Origin of the sequence: Pelagibius litoralis (assembly GCF_011683915.1) — a bacterium.
Taxonomy (GTDB): Bacteria; Pseudomonadota; Alphaproteobacteria; order Kiloniellales; family Kiloniellaceae; genus Pelagibius; species Pelagibius litoralis.
The window spans coordinates 172,836-193,062 of record NZ_JAAQPH010000005.1; the positions used below are offsets into that span (position 1 = coordinate 172,836).

The window sequence follows — 20,227 nt, forward strand, 5'->3', positions numbered from 1 at the left end:
GCTTCCTGCGTTTCGACGGTTGTGGCGGGCTTTCCCTTTTGCGCCCCACCGGGCCGACGCCTTTCCTGGCGTGCGGTGCAGGGGCTTGTGATCTCTGTCCCCGGGTTTCGAGTGACGGCGACCACAATCAGGGATTGCTGTCTCGACGATCCTTCCATCAAACGATTACCCCCCACTTAACCGGACCCGCCGAAGCCTGTGACTTAAAAGTGTTCAGCACGGCGCAAGCGGACGCCGGGCGAAAGGACGTGCAGGCGCGAACACCGAAGGTTGACGCTGCCGACGCCAGGGCATAGCTCTACGGGGCCAGACGGTCGGATGGCCGCTTTCATCGGCGCCTGGCGCCGGTGGGGGAGGAAAGTCCGGGCTCCACGGAAACAGGGTGCCGGGTAACGCCCGGCGGGGGCGACCCCAGGGAAAGTGCCACAGAAAGCAAACCGCCGGTCTTCGGGCCGGTAAGGGTGAAAGGGTGCGGTAAGAGCGCACCGCGCCCCCGGCAACGGGGGCGGCACGGCAAACCCCACCCGGAGCAAGATCAAGTAGGGACGGCCGGGCCAGCCTTTCGGGGTGGGGCCAGGCGGGTTTTCGCGCCGCCGTCCGGGTCGATCGCGCGAGGCGTCCGGCAACGGACGTCCCAGATGAATGGCCATCCATGCGGGGCAACCTGCGGGACAGAACCCGGCTTACAGACCGTCTGGCATTTTACCCTGTTGAAATACATAGAAAATTATCCGGTCCGGCGTGCGAGAGACACGCCCGGCCCTGCCCCGTCCGCGCTGCGGGCCGGCACGCACAGCACAATCAAGCCATCAAAGAACAAAAAACGAACAAGCTGTAGCCACAATCTCTAGTCACTCTTACTTGTGGTTTTTCAGATCAAACCCACAAGGGGTGCCACAACTACATTACAGAGCCGGGAATTGATCGCTTTAAGCTCTTGTTAACCCGCAATAATTACTTGTAGCGGCATTGACACCCATGAAATCCCATGATATCCCAAATTGTCCTAAATGAGGGTAAGCTACGGCGATTTTTGCCGGATCATGGACCGGACAGTGAGCAATCCAGGCCAACGGCCTGAACGGCAACGGAAAAGGAGCCTAGGGGGAACAAGGTGGCCGTCTTTATTGGCACCTTCGAGAACAAGGTGGATCAGAAGGGTCGGGTTTCCGTCCCCGCTGTGTTCCGCCAGACACTCGCCGGCCTGTCGTTCAACGGCATCGTCGCCTTCCGTTCGCATCGTGCCGATGCGATCGAGGGCTGCGGCATGGATTTCATGGAGCAGATGATCGCCCGCGTGTCGGAGATCGACCTGTTCTCCGAAACCCACGACGACCTGGCGACGACGATTTTCTCTGATTCCCAACAGCTTCCCTTCGACGGCACCGGGCGCATCATGCTGCCGCAGGGCTTTCGCGACCACGCCGGCATCACCGACCGCGCCGCCTTCGTCGGCATGGGCCAGCTGTTTCAGATCTGGCATCCCGACGCCCTTGAGCGCCACAAGGCCGAGGCGCGCGACCGCGCCCGCTCCCAGAGACTGACCATTCCGACCGGCGGCGGGGGTGCGCGATGAACGCGGAAACCCCAATGACCGGTGGGGCAGCCGGCAGTGCCCACAAGCCGGTCCTGCTCACCGAAGTGTTGGAAGCCTTGGCGCCGCGCGACGGCGCCATTTACGTTGACGGCACCTTTGGCGCCGGCGGCTACAGCCGGGCGATCCTGGATGCCGCCGACTGCACGGTCTGGGGGATCGACCGGGATCGCGGAGCCGTGGCGCGCGGGCGCCGGCTGGCGGAGGACTATCCCGGCCGCCTGCACATGATCGAAGGCTGCTTCGGCGACATGAAGACCTTGCTGGCCGGGCGCCTGGACAGCCCACTGGACGGAATTGCCCTGGATTTGGGTGTCTCCTCCATGCAGATCGACGAGGCCGGGCGCGGATTCTCATTCCGCTTCGACGGCCCCCTGGACATGCGTATGGAAGGACCGGACGACAGCGGCAAGACATCCGCCCGCCCCTCCGCCGCCGATCTGGTGAACACCCTGCCCGAGGCCGAGCTGGCCGACATTATCTATCGCTACGGCGAGGAGCGCCGCTCCCGCCAGGTTGCCCACGCCATCGTGAAGGCCCGCAGCGACAAGCCGATCACCCGCACGGGTGAGCTGGCCGAGCTGGTTCGCAGTGCGGTGAAGAAGGGTGTAAAGCGCAGCAGCGCAAAGTCGATCGATCCAGCAACCCGGACCTTTCAGGCCCTGCGGATCCTGGTGAATGACGAGCTGGGCGAGTTGGAGCGCGGCCTGGAAGCGGCCGAGCAGTTGCTGCGTCCCGGCGGACGGCTGGCCGTGGTGTCGTTCCACTCTCTTGAGGACCGCCAGGTAAAGCACTTCCTGCGCGCGCGCAGCCGCGAGACCCCGGCCCGGTCCCGCCACCTGCCGCCGGTACAGGACGACGCCCAGCCCGCCCCGACCTTTCGCCCGCTGTTTCGCGGCAGCAAAACCGCCGGCGAAGCGGAATGCCGCGGCAATCCCCGTGCCCGCTCCGCCCATCTGCGTGCGGCAGAGCGCAACGACGCACCCGCGCCGGACAAAGCCACCCAGCAGGGAGGCCGGCCATGAGGCGCTTTGTCATTTTCTGCTGGATCCTCGCGGGATCGGTCACCGCCCTCACCCTGTTTCAGATCAAACAGGAAGTTCTGGAACTGGAGCACGGCATTAAACAGGTCCACAGCGACATCCTGCGCGATCAGGAAGCCATCCACGTGCTGGAAGCGGAGTGGAGCTATCTGAACCATCCGGCACGCATCGCCGCCCTGGCAGAGCACCACCTGCAGCTCGCCCCGATCCCGGCGGAACGCATCATCGGCTTCGCCGATCTGCCCTTCCCCGGCGAACCGCAAGAAGAAGAGGGCAAGGATGAGCCCGCCACGGGCCCGGCAACCCTGGTTACCGCCCCCGCCGCAACGCTGGGAGCAACAAACCGATGATCCGACGCTATTTCGTACGCTCGCAGACCAAACCCTTGCCGCCGGCAACGGCGGCGGAGCTGCCCAGCTTCGACCTGCAGGGCGGCCGCCCGGTGGAGCTGCGCCTTGACGGCACCGCCAAGCAGGCCCTGGAGACCGGCCGCACGCGTCTGCTTGTGGCCGCGGTCAGCTTTGCCCTGGCCTTCAGCCTGATCGGCTGGCGCCTGATCGACCTCGGCCTGATGACCGACCGGCACGAGCCCTCTATCGCCCGCGACCTTTCTTCCGGCGGCCTGGAAACCGGGCGCGCCGACATCGTCGACCGCAACGGCATCGTTCTGGCCACCACCCTGCCGACGGCGTCGCTCTATGCAAACCCGCGGCATGTGCGCGACCCCGAAGCGGCCGCCGCGCAGCTCGCCACAGTGCTGCCCCAGGCAAGCGCGGCGCAGTTGGGCGCCAAGCTGGCCAGCGAGCGCTCCTTCGTCTGGCTGCAACGCAACCTGACGCCGCGTCAACACGATGCCGTCAACCGGCTCGGCATCCCCGGACTCTACTTTCAACGCGAACGCCGCCGCTTTTATCCGCATGGCGCCCTGACGCCCCATGTCGTCGGCTTCACCGGCGTCGACAATCAAGGCCTGGCCGGTATCGAGCAGTCCTTCGACGACGTGCTGCGCGCCTCCGTGAAACCCCTGCCGCTGAGCCTGGACATCCGTATCCAGCACATCCTGTCCGAGGAACTGGCCAGATCGATTGACACCTTCAGCGCCATCGGCGGCGCCGGGGTGGTGATGGACGTTACGACCGGCGAGATCGTCGCCATGGCCTCGCTGCCCAGCTACGACCCGGCCAAGCCCGCCGCCGCCGCCGCCGAAGCACGCTTCAACCGCGCCAGCCTGGGGGCCTACGAAATGGGCTCGATCTTCAAGATCTTCACCACGGCGATGGCGCTGAACGAAGGGGTCGTCACTCTGCGCGACGGCTATGACACGCGTCAGCCGATCAGGATTTCGCGGTTCACCATCAGAGATTTCAAGCCCAAGAACCGCTGGCTCTCGATCCCCGAAATCTTCATGTATTCCAGCAATATCGGCACGGTGCACATGGCTATGGACGCCGGCACCCCGGCACAGCAGACCTTTCTGAAGCGCCTCGGTCTGTTGCAGCCGGCGAACATCGAGTTGCCGGAAGTGGGCCAGCCGATAGTCCCCTCGCCCTGGCGCGAGATCAACACCATGACGATTTCCTACGGCTACGGCCTGGCGGTCTCGCCCCTGCAGGTAGCAGGGGCAGTGGCCTCCCTGGTCAACGGCGGCACCGCGGTGCGCCCGACCCTGTTAAAGCGCGATCCGGCCAAGGTGGCGAAAGGGCCGCGGATCATTTCCGAAGAAACCTCGGAGACGATCCGCCGCCTGATGCGTCTGGTCGTCGCCAAGGGGTCCGGCCGCAAAGCCAATGCCGAAGGCTACCTCGTCGGCGGCAAGACCGGCACTGCCGACAAGCTGGCCGGACGCCGCTACGCCCGCAACGCGCGGATCTCATCCTTCGTCGCCGGCTTCCCCATGGACAAGCCGCGCTATGTCGTCTTCGTCACCATCGACGAGCCGAAGCCGACCAAGGAAACCCATGGCTATGCGACCGGTGGCTGGGTCGCCGCACCGGCGGTCAACAACATCGTAACGCGCGTCGCCCCGCTGGTCGGGATTGCACCGCGCGACAACGGCAACGCGATGATCGAGCAGCTCCTTGTCGAGATAAACAAGAGCGCGGAAGGCCGCCAGCTTGCGTCTAACTGACCTGCTCGCAAAGAAAGAGAACGGAATGCAGCCGGAAGCGGTCCCCGCAGAGGCCCATATGGAGGTAGACATCAGCGGTATGACGGCGGACAGCCGCCAGGTCGCCGAGGGCTACCTCTTTGCCGCTCTGCCGGGCAGCCGCGTCGATGGCCGCGACTTCATTGCCCAGGCCCTGGAAAAGGGCGCGGCCGCCATACTGGCGCCGGAGGGAACCGATCTGCCCGCTGGCGCGCGGCCGGTCGCCCTGATCACCGATGCAAACCCGCGGCGGCGCCTGGCGCTTCTCGCCGCCCGCTTCTTCGAACGCCAGCCGGCGACGGCCGTTACCGTCACCGGCACCAATGGCAAGACTTCGGTCGCTAGTTTCACCACCCAGATCTGGCATGCCCTTGGCCGCGAAGCGGCCAGCCTGGGCACCCTCGGCCTGCAGCCGCCGCGCCCCGACGCACCGGCCTCGCTGACCACGCCCGATCCGGTGGAGCTGCACCGCTGCCTTGCGTCGCTGGCCCGTGATCGCGTTGATCATGTTGTGCTGGAAGCCTCAAGCCATGGACTGGACCAGTATCGGCTTGACGGGATCCGGGTCAGCGCCGCTGCCTTCACCAATCTGACACGCGACCATCTGGACTATCACGGCAGCATGGAGGCTTATCTGGCCGCCAAGCTGCGGCTCTTTACCGAGCTTCTGCAGCCGGACGGTAGCGCGGTGGTGAACATCGACGACCCCGCCGGTGTTCAGGTGGCCGAGGCCTGCCGCGCCCGCGGCCTGAAGCTTTTGACCTATGGCCGCAGCACCAGCGACCTGCAACTGCTCGGCCAGGTGCCCACGGCCACCGGTCAGGACCTCAAACTGCGCCTTCTGGGCAAGGACTACGCCGTTTCCCTGGGTGTCGTCGGCGCTTTTCAGGCCGACAACGTGCTGGCCGCCCTGGGGCTGGTGATCGCCGGCGGAATTGACGCGGACGCTGCCGTCGCGACCCTCGACAAGCTGGGCGGGGTGCCGGGCCGGGTGGAACTGGTGGGCGAGACCGCCGCCGGTGGACACGTCTACGTCGACTTTGCCCATACGCCCGATGCTCTGGAGACGGTGCTGGCCGCGCTGCGGCCCCACACCCGCGGGGAACTCTCCGTCGTCGTCGGCTGCGGTGGTGACCGCGACCGCGGCAAGCGCCCGCAGATGGGTGGAATAGCCGTGCGCCTGGCCGACAAGGCCTACATCACCGACGACAATCCGCGCAGCGAGGACCCGGCGGCGATCCGCCGGGAAATGCTGGCCGCGGCGCCGGGCGCACAAGAGATCGGCGATCGGGGGGTGGCCATCGCCACCGCGGTGGCCGCGCTGGGTTCGGGCGATGTCCTGGTCATCGCCGGCAAGGGCCATGAGACTGGCCAGATTGTTGGGGGACAAGTCTTGCCGTTCGACGATCGTGACGTCGCCCGAACCGCCATTCGCAGCACGGAGGAAGCGCAGACATGACGGCTGCCTCCCTCTGGACTGCCGAGGAAGTCGCCCAGGCAACCGGCGGACGCATCACCGGCGACTGGCAGGCCAGCGGCGTTTCAATCGATTCCCGCAGCCTGGAAGCCGGCGACCTTTTCGTCGCCCTGAAAGGACCGAGCTTCGACGGCCACGACTACGCCGGCAAGGCGATCAAGGCCGGCGCCGCCGCAGCCCTCGTCCACCGCCGCGCCGACGGCATCGACGAAAGCGACCCGCTGATCATCGTCGACGACAGTTTCGCCGCCCTCTGGCGGCTCGGCACGGCGGCGCGCGAACGCAGCCAGGCGCGCCTCATCGCGGTGACCGGCTCGGTCGGCAAGACGGGCACCAAGGAGGCCCTGCGCCTCTGCCTGGAGCCCCAGGGGATCACGGCGGCCAGCGTCGGCAGCTTCAACAATCACTGGGGCGTGCCCCTCAGCCTCGCCCGCATGCAGCGCGATGCGGCCTACGGCATCTTCGAGCTGGGCATGAACCACGCCGGCGAAATCAGCGAACTCACCGCGCTGGTGCGCCCCCACGTCGCGATCATCACCAACATCGAGCCGGCCCATCTCGGCAACTTTGACTCGATCGCCGGGATCGCCGACGCCAAGGCCGAGATCTTCGAAGGCATGGACGCCAACGGCTGTGCCATCCTGAACCGCGACAACGCCTTTTTTCACCATCTGCGCGACAAGGCGGAGACTGCCGGAATCGGCCGTATCCTGTCTTTCGGCCGTCATAAGGATGCCGATGCACGGCTGGTCGAGGAATCGCTCCACGCCACCTGCAGCTCGGTGAAGGCGATCATCCGCGGCAGCGAGTTGGACTATTGTATTGCCTTGCCGGGTTCGCACTGGGTGATGAATTCCCTCGCCGTTCTGGCCGCCGTGGGCGCAGCCGGCGCCGACCCGGTCAAGGCAGCAGCCCAACTGGCCGGCCTGAATGCGCTGAAAGGGCGCGGCGAGCGCCACACGGTCGAAACCCCCGGCGGCAGCTTCAAGCTGATCGACGACAGCTACAACGCCAATCCGACGTCGATGCGCGCCGCCGTCGACGTGCTGGGCCGTTCCACACTGGGCGCCGGCGGCCGGCGCATTGCCGTGCTCGGCGACATGCTGGAACTGGGCGCGCAGTCGACGGAGATGCACGCCAAGCTGGCCGAGCCGTTGCGCGAAGCCGGTGTCGACCTGGTGTTCACCTGCGGCTCTGAGATGGCCGCCTTGCACGAGGCGCTGCCGCAGAACCTGCGCGGCGCCCATGGCGCCTCTTCACAGGATCTCGCGGCTCAGTTGGCCGAAGCGGTCAAACCGGGCGACAGCATTCTGGTGAAAGGTTCGCTGGGGTCGCGCATGGCCCTCGTGGTCGAAGCGCTGCTGGCGCTGGATCAAAGCCTGCCGCGCGCAGCGAATGGGCAGTAGGAGATAGTATAGAGTGCTCTACAACCTGCTGGTCCCTCTTGCCGACGAACACATCGTCTTCAATCTGTTCCGCTACCTGACCTTCCGCAGCGGCGGCGCGGTGATTACCGCGCTGATTATCTGTTTCGTGCTGGGACCGCGGGTCATTGCCTGGCTCAGATCGAAACAGGGCGAAGGCCAGCCGATCCGCGAGGACGGGCCGGAGGGTCATCTGCTGACCAAAAAGGGCACCCCGACCATGGGGGGCTTCCTGATCCTGCTGGCGATCACCATCTCCACCATACTCTGGGCCGACCTGACGAACCGTTACGTCTGGGTCGTGCTGGGCGTTACCGTCGGCTTCGGGACCATCGGCTTCTTCGACGACTACCTGAAACTCACCAAGCGCTCCAGCGACGGCCTGCCCGGCCGCCTGAAGCTGCTGATCCAGGTCATCATCGGCACCGGTGCGGCGCTCTGGGTTTCCTATATCGCGCCGCCGGAAATGGCGACCCATCTGGCGGTTCCCTTCTTCAAGGACCTCTTGATCAATCTCAGTTGGTTCTTCGTGCCCTTCGCGGTCTTCGTGATGGTCGGCGCCTCCAACGCGGTGAACCTGACCGACGGCCTGGACGGCCTGGCCATCGTTCCGGTGATGATCGCCGCCGGTTGCTTCGCCTTCATCGCCTATCTGGTCGGCAACAGCTTCTTTGCCACCTATCTTGAGGTCCACAACGTTCCCGGCACCGGCGAACTGGCGGTCTTCTGCGGCGCCCTGGTCGGCGCCAGCCTGGGTTTCCTCTGGTTCAACGCCCCGCCGGCAATGGTCTTCATGGGCGACACCGGGTCGCTCTCCTGCGGCGGCGCGCTCGGCTCCATCGCCGTGGTCACCAAGCACGAACTGGTGCTGGGCATCATCGGCGGCCTCTTCGTGCTGGAAACGGTTTCGGTGATCGTACAGGTCGCCTCTTTCAAGCTGACCGGCAGGCGCGTTTTCCGCATGGCGCCGCTGCACCATCACTTCGAAAAGAAGGGATGGGCCGAGCCCACCATCGTCATCCGGTTCTGGATCATTGCCACCATCCTGGCGCTGATCGGCCTTTCCACCCTGAAGCTGAGGTGAGGCCACCGCGACCATGATCGACCTCTCCTTCTTCGCCGGTCTGCCCGTCGCCGTTCTCGGCCTCGGCAAGTCGGGCTTGGCCGCCGCCAGGGCGCTCCAGGCCGCCGGTGCGGAGGTGTGGGCCTGGGACGACAACCAAGATCAGCGCGCCAAGGCGCGCGCGGCAGAGATCCCACTGGTCGACCTGCATCAGGCCAACTGGCAGGAACTGACCAGCCTCATCCTCTCCCCCGGCATCCCCCACACGCATCCGGAGCCGCACCCGGTGGCTGTTCTGGCGCGTCAGCACAACTGCGAGATCATCGGCGATATCGAACTGCTGGCCCGCGCCCAGCGCAATGCCCGCTATCTCGGCATCACCGGCACCAACGGCAAGTCGACCACCACCGCGCTGATCGGCCATATCCTGCAACTGGCCGGGCGCGATGTCGCCATCGGCGGCAACCTGGGAACGCCGGTCCTGACGCTGGAGCCGCTGGACCTGGAAGGCGTCTACGTCCTGGAGATGTCCTCCTACCAACTGGAATTGACGCTCTCCATCACCTTCGACGTCGCGGTCCTGCTGAACATCAGCCCCGACCACCTGGAGCGCCACGGCGGTTTCGAGGGTTATGTCGCGGCCAAAAAAACGATCTTTCATCGCCAGACCAAGCCGCGCTCCGCCGTCGTCGGGATTGATGACGAGACCAGCGCGGCAATCTTCCGTGACCTGAAAGCCGCCGACGAGCAAGAGGTGATCCCGGTTTCCGGTGAGCGCATCGTACCCGGCGGCGTCTACGTGCAGAACGGCACGCTGATCGACGACCTGGACGGTGAGCAGGTGCCGGCGCTCGACCTCAAGGAGATCGCCAGCCTGCCCGGCGTGCACAACTGGCAGAATGCCGCCGCCGCCTATGCCTCCTGCCGGGCGATCGGCGTCGACGCGCCGGTGATCGCCGCCTGCCTGCGCAGCTTTCCCGGCCTGCCGCACCGCCAGGAGATCCTCGCGGTGATCGACGGTGTCGTCTATGTGAACGATTCGAAAGCAACCAACGCCGCCGCCGCCGCCAAGGCGCTGGCCTGCTACGACAAGATTATCTGGATCGTCGGCGGTCAGGCCAAAGAGGGCGGGCTGTCGGGATTGGAATCCTTCTTCGGCCGCATCACCCATGCCTTCCTGATCGGCGAGGCGGCCACCGACTTCGCCGAAGTCCTGCAGGGTCACATGCCGGTGACCCTCTCCGGCCGCCTGGAAGAGGCAGTGCCGGCCGCCGCCGCGGAGGCCGCGCGCCACCCGGGTGCGATGGTGCTGTTCTCGCCCGCCTGCGCCTCTTTCGACCAGTACCGCAACTTCGAGATCCGCGGCGACGCCTTCCGCGACCTCGTCACGGCCCTGCCGGGCGAACGCAGCGACGACATCCCCTCCTCCCTCAGCACCGAGGGGGCATCATGAGCAGTTTCGCCCGCACCGATACCAGCCTGCTGGGCCGTTGGTGGTGGACCGTCGACCGCTGGACGCTGCTATCCGTGATCGCCCTGATGGGCTTCGGCGCCGTCTTGATGCTGGCCGCCTCTCCCGCGGCGGCGGAGCGCATCGGCCTCAAGTCCTTCCAACTGGCCAGCCGCCAGATCGTTCTGCTGCCCTTCGCCGCCGCCGTCCTGATCGCCATGTCCCTGGCGACCCCGCGCTGGATCAGGCGCGTCGCCTGTGTCGGCCTTGTCTGTTCCATCGGCCTCCTGGTTCTGACCCTGCTGGCCGGGCCGGAGATCAAGGGCGCCACCCGCTGGATCAGCCTGGGCGGCCTTTCGATCCAGCCTTCCGAATTCGTCAAGCCCTGTTTCGCCGTGGCCGCCGCCTGGCTGCTTTCGCTCAAGGAAGAAGAGACCGGCGTGCCCGGTGCCAAGATCGCCGTCGCCCTCTGGGTGGTGGTGGCCAGCCTGCTTTTGCTGCAGCCCGACCTCGGCCAGGCGGTCCTGCTGACGGCGGTCTGGGGCACCCAGGTCTTCCTGGCCGGCCTGCCGCTGGCCTGGATTGCCGTGCTCGCCGTTGTCGGTGCCAGCGGATTGGTCGCCGCCTACGCCGCGCTGCCCCACGTCTCCGCAAGGGTCGACAGCTTCTTCGACCCGGCCGCCGGCGACCGCTATCAGATCAGCCGTTCGATCGAGGCTTTCATGAACGGGGGCCTGTTCGGCCGCGGCCCGGGCGAAGGCACGGTCAAGGCCCAGCTGCCGGACGCCCATTCCGACTTCATCTTCGCCGTGGCCGGCGAGGAAATGGGTTTGATCGCCTGCCTGCTGATCCTCGGGCTGTTCGCTTTCATCGTCCTGCGCGGCTTTGCCCGCCTGCTGCAGGAAAACTCGCTCTTCGTGCTTCTGGCGGCCAGCGGCCTGCTGGTCCAGTTCGGTCTGCAGGCCTTTATCAACATGGCCTCCACGCTGCACCTCATGCCGACCAAGGGCATGACCCTGCCGTTCCTGAGCTACGGCGGTTCCTCGCTGATGGCTCTGGCACTCGGCATGGGCATGCTGTTGGCGCTGACCCGTCGCCGGGTGGGTGGGGAGGCAGCGCTATGACCGTCGCAACGACCCTTCCGGCCAAGGTGGCGCTGGCCGCCGGCGGCACCGGCGGTCACATGTTCCCCGCCCAGGCCCTGGCCCGTGAGCTGTTGTCGCGCGGCATTGCTGTGATGCTGATCACCGACAAGCGCGGTGGCGGCTTCGGCCCCGATCTGCCGCAGGTCGAAACCTACCGCATTCCCGCCGGCGCCATGGCCGGTGCCGGCATCGGCAAGAAGCTGCGTTCGGCGGCGCAACTCGCCCTTGGCTACCTGCGGGCCCGCAGCCACCTGAAGCGCGGCGGCGCAGAGGTGGCGGTCGGCTTTGGCGGCTATCCCTCGGTCCCCACGATCCTGGCCGCGGCCCACCGCGGCCTGCGGGTCGTCCTGCACGAACAGAACTCCGTCCTCGGACGGGCCAACCGCCTGCTGGCCCCGCGCGCCGGTATCATTGCCACCTCCTTCGATCGCGTCGAGGGCATCGCCGCCGGCGACCGCAACAAGATAAGGGTCACCGGAAACCCGGTGCGCCCGGCCGTCGCCGCCATCGGCACGCGCCCCTATGCGGTACCGGGCGAAGGCGATGCGCTGCGTCTGCTGGTGGTCGGCGGCAGCCAGGGCGCGGCCGTCTTCAACGACGTGGTGCCCGCTGCCATCGCGCAGCTGCCCGAAGAACTGCGCAGCCGTCTGCGCGTGCATCAACAGGTGCCGGGTCAGGCCGGCGATACGGTTGCCGAAGTCTATCGCGGCTGTGGCGTGGCCCACGACCTGGCACCGTTCTTCGACGACGTGCCGGCACGCCTGGCCGCCGCCCATCTGGTGATCAGCCGGGCCGGCGCTTCGACCGTCGCCGAGCTGGCCGCCGCCGGACGGCCCGCCGTCATGGTGCCCTACCCCTTGGCGACGGACGATCATCAGACCGGTAATGCCCAGGCTTTGGTTGAGGTCGGCGGCGGCTGGCTGATGCCGCAATCCGACCTCGATGCGGAAAGCCTCTGCAAACGCCTGACCTCGCTGCTGTCGACACCGGCGCTGCTGGCCCGCGCGGCGTCCTGCGCCCATGCCGCCGCCCACCTGAACGCCGCCAGCGATCTGGCCGATCTGATCTGCGGTATCGGCCACGGCAACGGCGACCGGCTGCAACCGGGCTCCGATAACGGCCCGGGCACGGACAATAACAAGGAGGCCGCCGCATGAGAGGCCTTCCCCTGAACCTTGGCACCATCCATTTCGTCGGCATCGGCGGCATCGGCATGAGCGGCATCGCCGAGGTGCTGGCCAATCTGGGCTATCAGGTCCAGGGCAGCGACATGTCCGACAACGCCAACGTCCAGCGCCTGCGAAAAATGGGGGTCGAGATCTTCGTCGGCCATCGCGCCGAGAACCTGGGCGACGCCCAGGTGGTCGTCATCTCCTCGGCCATCAAGGCCGGCAACCCGGAAGTCGATGCCGCGCGACAGCGCTTCATCCCCATCGTCAGACGCGCGGAGATGCTGGGCGAACTGATGCGCCTGAAATGGTCCATCGCCGTCGGCGGCACCCATGGCAAGACCACCACCACCTCGATGGTCGCGACCCTGCTTGACGGCGCCGGCCTCGATCCCACGGTGATCAACGGCGGCATCATCAACGCCTATGGCACCAACGCGCGCCTTGGCGACGGCGACTGGATGGTGGTCGAGGCCGACGAGAGCGACGGCTCCTTCGTGAAGCTGCCGGCGACCATTGCCGTGGTCACCAACATCGACCCGGAGCACATGGATTTTTACGGCAGCGAAGAAGCGCTGCATCAGGCCTTTGAGGTCTTCGTCGAGAACATTCCCTTTTATGGTTTCGCCGTGCTCTGCATCGATCATCCCTCGGTTCAGGCGCTGATCGGGCGCATCGAGGATCGCCGCATCATCACCTATGGCGTCAGCCCGCAGGCGGATTATCGGGCCGAGAACATCCGCGTCGAAAGCGGCGGCCTGACCTACGACATCGTCGTGACCGAGCGCAGCGGCGACACCACCAGCCGCATCGAGGCCATGCATCTGCCGATGCTGGGCCAGCACAACGCCATGAACGCGCTGGCCGCGGTGGCCGTGGCCCGCGAAATGGGCCTGGAGGAAACCAGCATCCGTCAGGCCCTGTCCGGCTTCGGCGGCGTGAAGCGCCGTTTCACCCGGACCGGCGAAGCCGGCGGCGTCACAGTGATCGACGACTACGGCCACCACCCGGTGGAGATCACCGCCGTCCTCGGCGCCGCGCGCCAGGCGGCTGAAGGCAAGGTCATCGCCGTGGTTCAGCCGCATCGCTACACACGCCTGCGCGATCTCTTCGAACAGTTCTGCAGCTGCTTCAACGATGCCGATACGGTGATCGTCGCCGACGTCTATGCGGCCGGCGAGCAGCCGATCCCCGGCGCCGACCGCGACGGCCTGGTAGAGGGCTTGCGCGCCCGCGGCCACCGCCAGCCGCTGGCCCTGGAGTCCGCCGAAGCCCTGCCCGCCATGATCCACGAACTGGCAACGCCGGGCGATCTCGTCGTCTGCCTCGGCGCCGGCAATATCACCGCCTGGGCCAATGCCCTGCCGGAGGCGCTGCAGGCCCTGCAGTCCGGCACCGCCCCTTCAGCCGGAGGGGGTCGATGACGGCAATGGCAGCCATGCAGGAAAGCACCCTGATCTCCCGCCTGCCGCCCGTGCGCGGGCGTCTCACCGAGCAGGCGCCGCTGAGCGGCATCACCTGGTTTCGCGTCGGCGGCCCGGCGGAGGTTATGTTCCGCCCGGCCGACCGCGAAGACCTCCTCGCCTTTTTGGCGGCCAAACCCACTGATGTACCGGTGACGGTGCTCGGCGTCGCCTCCAACGTGCTGATCCGCGATGGCGGCCTGCCCGGCGTGGTGATCCGCCTCGGCCGTGGGTTCACCGATATCGAAGCGGCGGAAGGCGACGTGCTCTGCGGCGCGGCGGCGCTCGACATCAACGTGGCCACCAGCGCCAAGCTGTTCGGCATCGCCGGGCTGGAGTTCCTCTCCGGCGTGCCGGGCACCATCGGCGGTGCCCTGCGCATGAATGCCGGCGCCTACGGCAAGGAAATCAAGGACGTCCTGGTCTGGGCGGAAGCGGCCGATCCAAGCGGCAATGTGCACCGGATGAGCCTGGAAGACATGGGCTTCCAATACCGGCGCTCCGCCCTGCCTGGCGACTGGATCTGCCTGGGCGCCCGCCTGCAGGGCGAACCGGGGGACGCGGCGCTGATCGAGGCCCGCATGCATGAGATTCAGCGGCAGCGCGCCGACAGCCAGCCGCTGAAGACCCGCACCGGCGGCAGTACTTTCAAGAACCCGGAGGGGCACAAGGCCTGGGAGCTGATCGACGCTGCCGGCTGCCGCGGCCTGACGGTCGGCGGCGCCATGGTGTCGGAGAAGCATTGCAACTTCCTGATCAACACCGGCAACGCAACCGCCGCCGAACTGGAAGCTCTGGGCGAGGAAGTCCGCCGCCGGGTAAAGGACAACAGCGGCGTCCAGCTGGACTGGGAAATCCGCCGCCTTGGCGTCGCTCTGGAAACGGGAGGCGCCGATGAGTAAGAGCGTCGCCGTTCTGATGGGCGGGGTTTCCGCGGAGCGTGAAGTTTCGCTGAATTCCGGCGCGGCCTGTGCCACGGCCCTGCGCGAAGCGAACTACCGTGTCAGCGAAATCGACGTCTCCCGCGACATGGCGGCCCTGGTTGCCGCCCTGGAGCCCGCACCCGACGCGATCTTCAACGCACTGCACGGCCGCTGGGGCGAGGACGGTTGCGTCCAGGGTCTGCTGGAACTTCTGCAGATCCCCTACACCCACTCCGGCGTTCTGGCCTCGGCGCTGGCCATGGACAAGGTCATGGCCAAGAGCGTGGTGGCCGCCGCCGGCGTGGCCAGCCCGACCGGCCTGATCGTGAAGGCCAAGGAACTGGACCGCGGCGATCCGATGCCGCGCCCCTATGTCGTAAAACCGCCGCGCGAGGGCTCCAGCGTCGGGGTCAGGATCGTGCGCGAAGGCGACAACCAGCCGCCTATCGCGGTTATCGGCTGGCAGCCCGACCAGGACCTGCTGGTCGAGCCCTTCGTGCCCGGCCGCGAACTGACGGTCAGCGTGATGGGCGACCGCGCCCTGGCGGTGACCGAGATCAAGCCGCTGGGCGATGGTTTTTACGACTACGACGCCAAGTATTCCGACGACAGCCAGGTCGCCGCCGTTCATGTCATTCCAGCCGAGGTGCCGGAGAGCATCTACACCCAGGCACTGGACGCCTCTCTGGCGGCGCACAAGGCGCTGGGCTGCCGCGGCGTCAGCCGATCCGACTTTCGTTATGACGACACCGTCAAGCAACCGGGCGAACTCTACTACCTGGAAACCAATACCCAACCGGGCATGACCTCGAACAGCCTGGTACCCGAACAGGCCCGTCACGCCGGGCTGTCTCTTTCAGAACTCTGTGCCTGGATGGTGGAGAACGCCGCATGCGATTCCTGAACCCCTTTAGCCGCTCCACCGGAAAGACCAAGGCGCGGGGCGGCGCCCGGCGCAGCACTGGCAAGCGTAAGAAGACCACTGCGCGCCGCAGCCGGACCGGGATCAATTGGCGCCTGGTTCGCTGGGCCGTGCCCGCCACCGCCATTGTTGCGCTGGTGGGCGGCGTCGCCTGGCTGTGGCAGGATGGTTGGTTCGGCCGCCAGGCCGAGGCGCTGCAAACCGCCGCCCTGGAAGGTTCGGCCGACATGGGCCTCAGGATCGAGGAGGTGCTGGTCGAGGGCCGCCGCCGCACCGATGGGGCCGTTATTCTCAACCGCCTCGGCCTGGCCCGCGGCGGCGCGATCCTCAGCGTCGACCCCAAGGCCGCGCAGCAGGCGCTTGAAACGCTTCCCTGGGTGCGCCAGGCCAGCGTCGAGCGCCAGTTGCCCGACACCATCTACATCCGCCTGCAGGAGCGCGAACCCCTGGCGCTCTGGCAGCAACAAGGCGCGATCCGCGTGATCGACCAGCGCGGCGAGATTATCGACGGCATTGAACCGCGCCGCTTCACCCATCTGCCCCTGGTGGTAGGACCGGACGCCGCCGCCCATGCCGCCACGCTGATCGCCGTGGTGAACAGCGAACCGGAACTGCAGGAGCGGGTGACCGCAGCAGTGCGCGTCGCCGGGCGCCGCTGGAACATCGAGATCGAAGGCCGCATCGACGTGCGCCTGCCGGAGGACGATGCCGGGGCGGCCTGGTCGCAGCTTGCAAAGATCGAGCGGCAGCAGGGCCTGCTGTCGCGCGACGTGGTCGTCATCGACCTGCGCCTGCCGGACCGCTTGGTGGTGCGCACCGACCGCGAAAACGAACTTCTGGGTTCCGACAAAGACGGTGAAAACACATGAGCAGCCCTGACCCGCTGCTGACCAAGATGGGAGCGCAAAGCGCAGCATGAGAAAAGGCCTGATCAAAGGCGGCCTCGTCGCAGCATTGGACATCGGCAGCAGCAAGGTCTGCTGCTTCATCGCACGCTCGGAAGGCGGCGAAGCGCCGCGCGTGATCGGTATCGGCCAGCAGATCAGCCGGGGCATCAAGGGCGGTGCCATCGTCGATATGGATCTCGCCGAGGCCTCGGTGCTGAACGCCGTCCACGCCGCCGAGCAGATGGCCGGCGAGACCATCGACCGTGTGATCGTCAATCTGTCCGGCGGCTACCCGGCCTCAACCACCGTCGGGGTCGAGGTTTCCCTCAACGGCCATGAGGTCGGCGAAGCGGACCTGCGCCGCGCGGTGGAGCATGGTCATCAGACCCAGGTGCAGCGCCAGCGCGACGACCAGGGCCGACAGATGATCCATTCCATTCCCACCGCCTATTCCATCGACGGCAGCCGCGGCATCCGCGATCCGCGGGGCATGTACGGTGAGCACCTGGGCGTGCATATGCACATCATCACCGCCGCCGCCGGCGCGGTGCGCAACGTCAGCACCTGCATTCAGCGCTGCCACCTGGACCCGGTGGCCTTTGCGGTTTCGCCTTACGCCGCCGGGCTCGCCTGCCTGGTGGAAGACGAGCGCGAGCTGGGCGTCACCGTGATCGACATGGGCGGCGGGACCACGACCATCGCCGTGTTCTATGAAAACAACGTCATCTTCACCGACATCATCCCGGTCGGCGGCAACCATGTGACCAGCGACATCGCCCGCGGTCTTTCGACGCCGCTAGCGCATTCCGAACGCATGAAAACCCTCTACGGCCATGTGATCGCCGTCCCGACGGACGAGAACGAGCTGATCGACGTGCCCCAGGTCGGCGAGGAAGACAACGCCGAATCGCAACAGATACCGCGCTCGCTCCTGGTCGGCATCATCCAGCCGCGCCTTGAAGAAACGCTGGAGCTGGTGCGCTCGCGCCTTGAGCTCAGCGGCTTCGACAAGATCGCCGGACGCCGGGTCGTTTTGACCGGCGGCGCCTGTCAATTGCCGGGCACCCGCGAGCTGGCGTCGACGGTGCTCGACAAACAGGTGCGCATCGGCCGACCGGTCGCCGTGCAGGGCCTGGCGGAGGCCACGTCAGGCCCCGCCTTTGCGACCTGCGCGGGCCTTTTGAATTACGCCGTTACCGCCGACGCCGCGGTACCGGCAGAAGCCTCTTTGGAGGCGCAAGAGATGGGCGGCCTGATCGGCCGCCTGGGACATTGGTTTCGTGAGCATTTTTAAAAGTAGAGAGCAGCAATGCGGACGTTCCGGCCGGATCGGAGCAATGAATACCGGCAAGGCCGGCCCGGAATTGTCCAGGGGATTTTCCCGGGAATTTTCTAAAGTCTAGAGCGACTGGAGGCAGACATGACCCTTAATCTGAATGTACCTTCGACCACACCAGACCTGTCTCCGCGGATCACGGTGATCGGCGTAGGCGGAGCGGGCGGCAATGCCGTCAACAACATGATCCAGACCAATCTGGAAGGTGTCGAGTTCCTGATTTGTAATACGGACTCCCAAGCACTCAGCCAGTCGCTCTGCGAAAGGCGCATCCAGTTGGGGCGCAACATCACCCAGGGCCTGGGCGCCGGGTCGCGCCCGGACATCGGCCGCGCCGCCGCCGAGGAAGCGCTGGACGATATCCTGACCGACCTGGAAGGCCAGCACATGTGCTTCATCACCGCCGGCATGGGCGGCGGGACCGGCACAGGCGCCGGACCGGTGATCGCAAGGGCCGCCCGTGAGGCGGGCATCCTGACGGTCGGCGTGGTGACCAAACCCTTCCACTTCGAGGGCGTGCACCGCATGCGGCTGGCGGAATCGGGCATCAACGAACTGACCCAGTACGTCGATACCCTGATCATCATTCCGAACCAGAACCTGTTCCGCGTCGCCAACGAGAAAACGACCTTCGCCGATGCCTTCAAGATGGCCGACGACGTGTTGAATTCCGGCGTGCGCGGGGTCACCGACCTGATGGTCAACCCAGGCATGATCAACCTGGACTTCGCCGACATCCGCGCCGTCATGTCCGAGATGGGCAAGGCGATGATGGGCACCGGCGAGGCCGAGGGCGAGAACCGCGCCATCGGTGCGGCCGAAGCCGCCATCTCCAACCCGCTGCTCGACGATGTCTCGATGAAGGGCGCCCGCGGCGTGCTGATCAACATCACCGGCGGCATGGACCTGACTCTCTTCGAAGTCGACGAGGCGGCCAACCGCATCCGCGACGAGGTCGATCCGGAAGCCAACATCATCTTCGGCTCCACCTTCGACCAGTCGATGGAAGGCCGGATGCGGGTTTCCGTGGTTTCGACCGGCATCGACGTCGATGCACAGACCCGGCCGAAGCCGATCACCCTCAGCCTGGTCGGCGGTCAGAAGCCGCCTGCCCTGCCCACCAATCCCAGCGGCGCGGAGCAGCCGGCAGCCGCAACAGCGGCCATGCCGAACCCGGCACCGGCGCAGACCGGTGGCGCTCACGGCGGATTGTTTGCCGGGGCACCGGGCGCCCAGATGGGTGGCGGCGCCATGGCGGGCGCTGCAGCGGTGGCCCTGGAACAGCCGGCACCGATGAGCCTGGGGCAGACCGCCCTGGCCCAGCCTGAGCCGGAACCAATGGCAACACCGGCCCCGGTGGCGGAATCCAGCCCGGCGGTCCATGCCCGGGCCGAGGCGGACAGCTTCATCGCCCCGCCGCCGATGATGCCGGAGAGCGATCCGGCGGATCACCAGATCATCCACGCCGAACCGGACCCCTTCGCAGAAGCCGCTATCGCCAATGCGGTTCGCCCCGATGCCAGGACCGTGGACACCCGCGGTGAGGCAGCGGCGCCCACAAAGCAGGATACCAAGTATCCTTCCATGGGTGAGCCCGCAACGGCCCCGGCCCCGGCATCAAGGGTAGCCGCCGAGCCGGCACCCAAGCGCAGCGGCCAGAGCCTCTTCGCCAAGGTCACCGGCGGTGCTGCCCGCGCCTTGCAGGCGGCAACCCAGGGTACCGAGGCAGCCGCCCGGTCAGCCCAGCCGAGCCCTCAGCCGATGCCGCAGCCGCGGCCCATGCCGGCCAGGGGCAGCGGTGTGGCCCAGCCGCAGCGGGAAACCCCGGCCCCAGCCCCTGCACAGCCTGCAGCGGCACCGGCGGCCCAACCGAATCTCTCGGGCCTGGACCCGGCCGAGCGCATCGGCCAGAGCCAGGCGGAAGAAGATCTGCTGGATATCCCGGCCTTTCTGCGTCGCCAGGCCAACTAAAGTTGCGCGGTTTACTTCAAGAGACCGCTATCATAAGCGGCAGATGGAGATGTGCAGCGCGGTAACATACTGTAACAAAGAGTGATTTGAGTACTTGAGGGGGACTTCTTATAGTCCCCCTAATTGTTTTTGTGTGGTCGATTCCTTGGGGGAATCCAATTAAGGGAAAAGGCTGCTGTGGCGCAGAGCAAAGGCTCTGATGGCGCAGAAAACA

At 66.5% G+C, this 20,227-nt stretch carries 16 protein-coding genes and 1 other RNA gene; all 17 read left to right on the forward strand.

The window, feature by feature from the left end; all coding sequences use genetic code 11:
* Positions 1-306 precede the first annotated feature (306 nt).
* The 17 genes from rnpB (at position 307) to ftsZ (ending at position 20,013) form a co-directional block, all read left to right on the forward strand.
* Positions 307-702: RNase P RNA component class A (rnpB, locus tag HBA54_RS08430), an RNA gene on the forward strand.
* A gap of 412 nt (positions 703-1,114) precedes the next feature.
* A complete protein-coding gene (mraZ, locus tag HBA54_RS08435) occupies positions 1,115-1,576 on the forward strand; it encodes a division/cell wall cluster transcriptional repressor MraZ (RefSeq protein ID WP_167223387.1) in 462 nt (153 codons plus the stop codon).
* Positions 1,577-1,590: 14 nt separating this feature from the next.
* Positions 1,591-2,619 (forward strand): 16S rRNA (cytosine(1402)-N(4))-methyltransferase RsmH, encoded by a 1,029-nt coding sequence (gene rsmH, locus HBA54_RS08440; RefSeq protein ID WP_167223389.1) that lies wholly within the window; start codon positions 1,591-1,593, stop codon positions 2,617-2,619.
* A complete protein-coding gene (ftsL, locus tag HBA54_RS08445) occupies positions 2,616-2,987 on the forward strand; it encodes a cell division protein FtsL (protein ID WP_167223391.1) in 372 nt (123 codons plus the stop codon). The genes rsmH and ftsL overlap by 4 nt, the downstream gene beginning before the upstream one ends.
* Positions 2,984-4,765, forward strand: a complete 1,782-nt coding sequence (locus HBA54_RS08450; RefSeq protein ID WP_167223393.1) for a peptidoglycan D,D-transpeptidase FtsI family protein — start codon at positions 2,984-2,986, stop codon at positions 4,763-4,765. The genes ftsL and HBA54_RS08450 overlap by 4 nt, the downstream gene beginning before the upstream one ends.
* 25 nt (positions 4,766-4,790) lie before the next feature.
* The gene (locus HBA54_RS08455; protein ID WP_167223395.1) at positions 4,791-6,242 is read left to right on the forward strand and encodes a UDP-N-acetylmuramoyl-L-alanyl-D-glutamate--2,6-diaminopimelate ligase; all 1,452 of its coding nucleotides are present in this window, start codon (positions 4,791-4,793) and stop codon (positions 6,240-6,242) included.
* Entirely contained in the window at positions 6,239-7,666 is a 1,428-nt protein-coding gene (locus HBA54_RS08460; protein WP_167223397.1) for a UDP-N-acetylmuramoylalanyl-D-glutamyl-2,6-diaminopimelate--D-alanyl-D-alanine ligase, read from the forward strand. The genes HBA54_RS08455 and HBA54_RS08460 overlap by 4 nt, the downstream gene beginning before the upstream one ends.
* Positions 7,667-7,679: 13 nt before the next feature.
* Entirely contained in the window at positions 7,680-8,768 is a 1,089-nt protein-coding gene (gene mraY, locus HBA54_RS08465; RefSeq protein WP_167223399.1) for a phospho-N-acetylmuramoyl-pentapeptide-transferase, read from the forward strand.
* Positions 8,769-8,781: 13 nt separating this feature from the next.
* On the forward strand, positions 8,782-10,200 hold the full coding sequence (gene murD / locus HBA54_RS08470) for a UDP-N-acetylmuramoyl-L-alanine--D-glutamate ligase (protein ID WP_167223401.1): 1,419 nt from the start codon (positions 8,782-8,784) through the stop codon (positions 10,198-10,200).
* Positions 10,197-11,321: a putative lipid II flippase FtsW gene (ftsW, locus tag HBA54_RS08475; RefSeq protein ID WP_205944497.1), complete on the forward strand. Its 1,125-nt coding sequence runs from the start codon at positions 10,197-10,199 to the stop codon at positions 11,319-11,321. The genes murD and ftsW overlap by 4 nt, the downstream gene beginning before the upstream one ends.
* Positions 11,318-12,499: an undecaprenyldiphospho-muramoylpentapeptide beta-N-acetylglucosaminyltransferase gene (murG, locus tag HBA54_RS08480; RefSeq protein ID WP_167223403.1), complete on the forward strand. Its 1,182-nt coding sequence runs from the start codon at positions 11,318-11,320 to the stop codon at positions 12,497-12,499. Before ftsW ends, murG begins: the two co-directional genes overlap by 4 nt.
* A complete protein-coding gene (gene murC / locus HBA54_RS08485; protein ID WP_167223406.1) occupies positions 12,496-13,935 on the forward strand; it encodes a UDP-N-acetylmuramate--L-alanine ligase in 1,440 nt (479 codons plus the stop codon). Before murG ends, murC begins: the two co-directional genes overlap by 4 nt.
* Before the next feature lie 5 nt (positions 13,936-13,940).
* Positions 13,941-14,876 (forward strand): UDP-N-acetylmuramate dehydrogenase, encoded by a 936-nt coding sequence (murB, locus tag HBA54_RS08490; RefSeq protein ID WP_205944518.1) that lies wholly within the window; start codon positions 13,941-13,943, stop codon positions 14,874-14,876.
* Positions 14,869-15,801: a D-alanine--D-alanine ligase gene (locus HBA54_RS08495; protein WP_167223410.1), complete on the forward strand. Its 933-nt coding sequence runs from the start codon at positions 14,869-14,871 to the stop codon at positions 15,799-15,801. Before murB ends, HBA54_RS08495 begins: the two co-directional genes overlap by 8 nt.
* Entirely contained in the window at positions 15,789-16,688 is a 900-nt protein-coding gene (locus HBA54_RS08500; RefSeq protein WP_167223412.1) for a cell division protein FtsQ/DivIB, read from the forward strand. The genes HBA54_RS08495 and HBA54_RS08500 overlap by 13 nt, the downstream gene beginning before the upstream one ends.
* Before the next feature lie 46 nt (positions 16,689-16,734).
* Positions 16,735-18,000: a cell division protein FtsA gene (gene ftsA, locus HBA54_RS08505; protein ID WP_167223414.1), complete on the forward strand. Its 1,266-nt coding sequence runs from the start codon at positions 16,735-16,737 to the stop codon at positions 17,998-18,000.
* Between the two features lie 126 nt (positions 18,001-18,126).
* Positions 18,127-20,013 (forward strand): cell division protein FtsZ, encoded by a 1,887-nt coding sequence (ftsZ, locus tag HBA54_RS08510; protein ID WP_167223417.1) that lies wholly within the window; start codon positions 18,127-18,129, stop codon positions 20,011-20,013.
* The last annotated feature ends 214 nt before the right edge of the window (positions 20,014-20,227 follow it).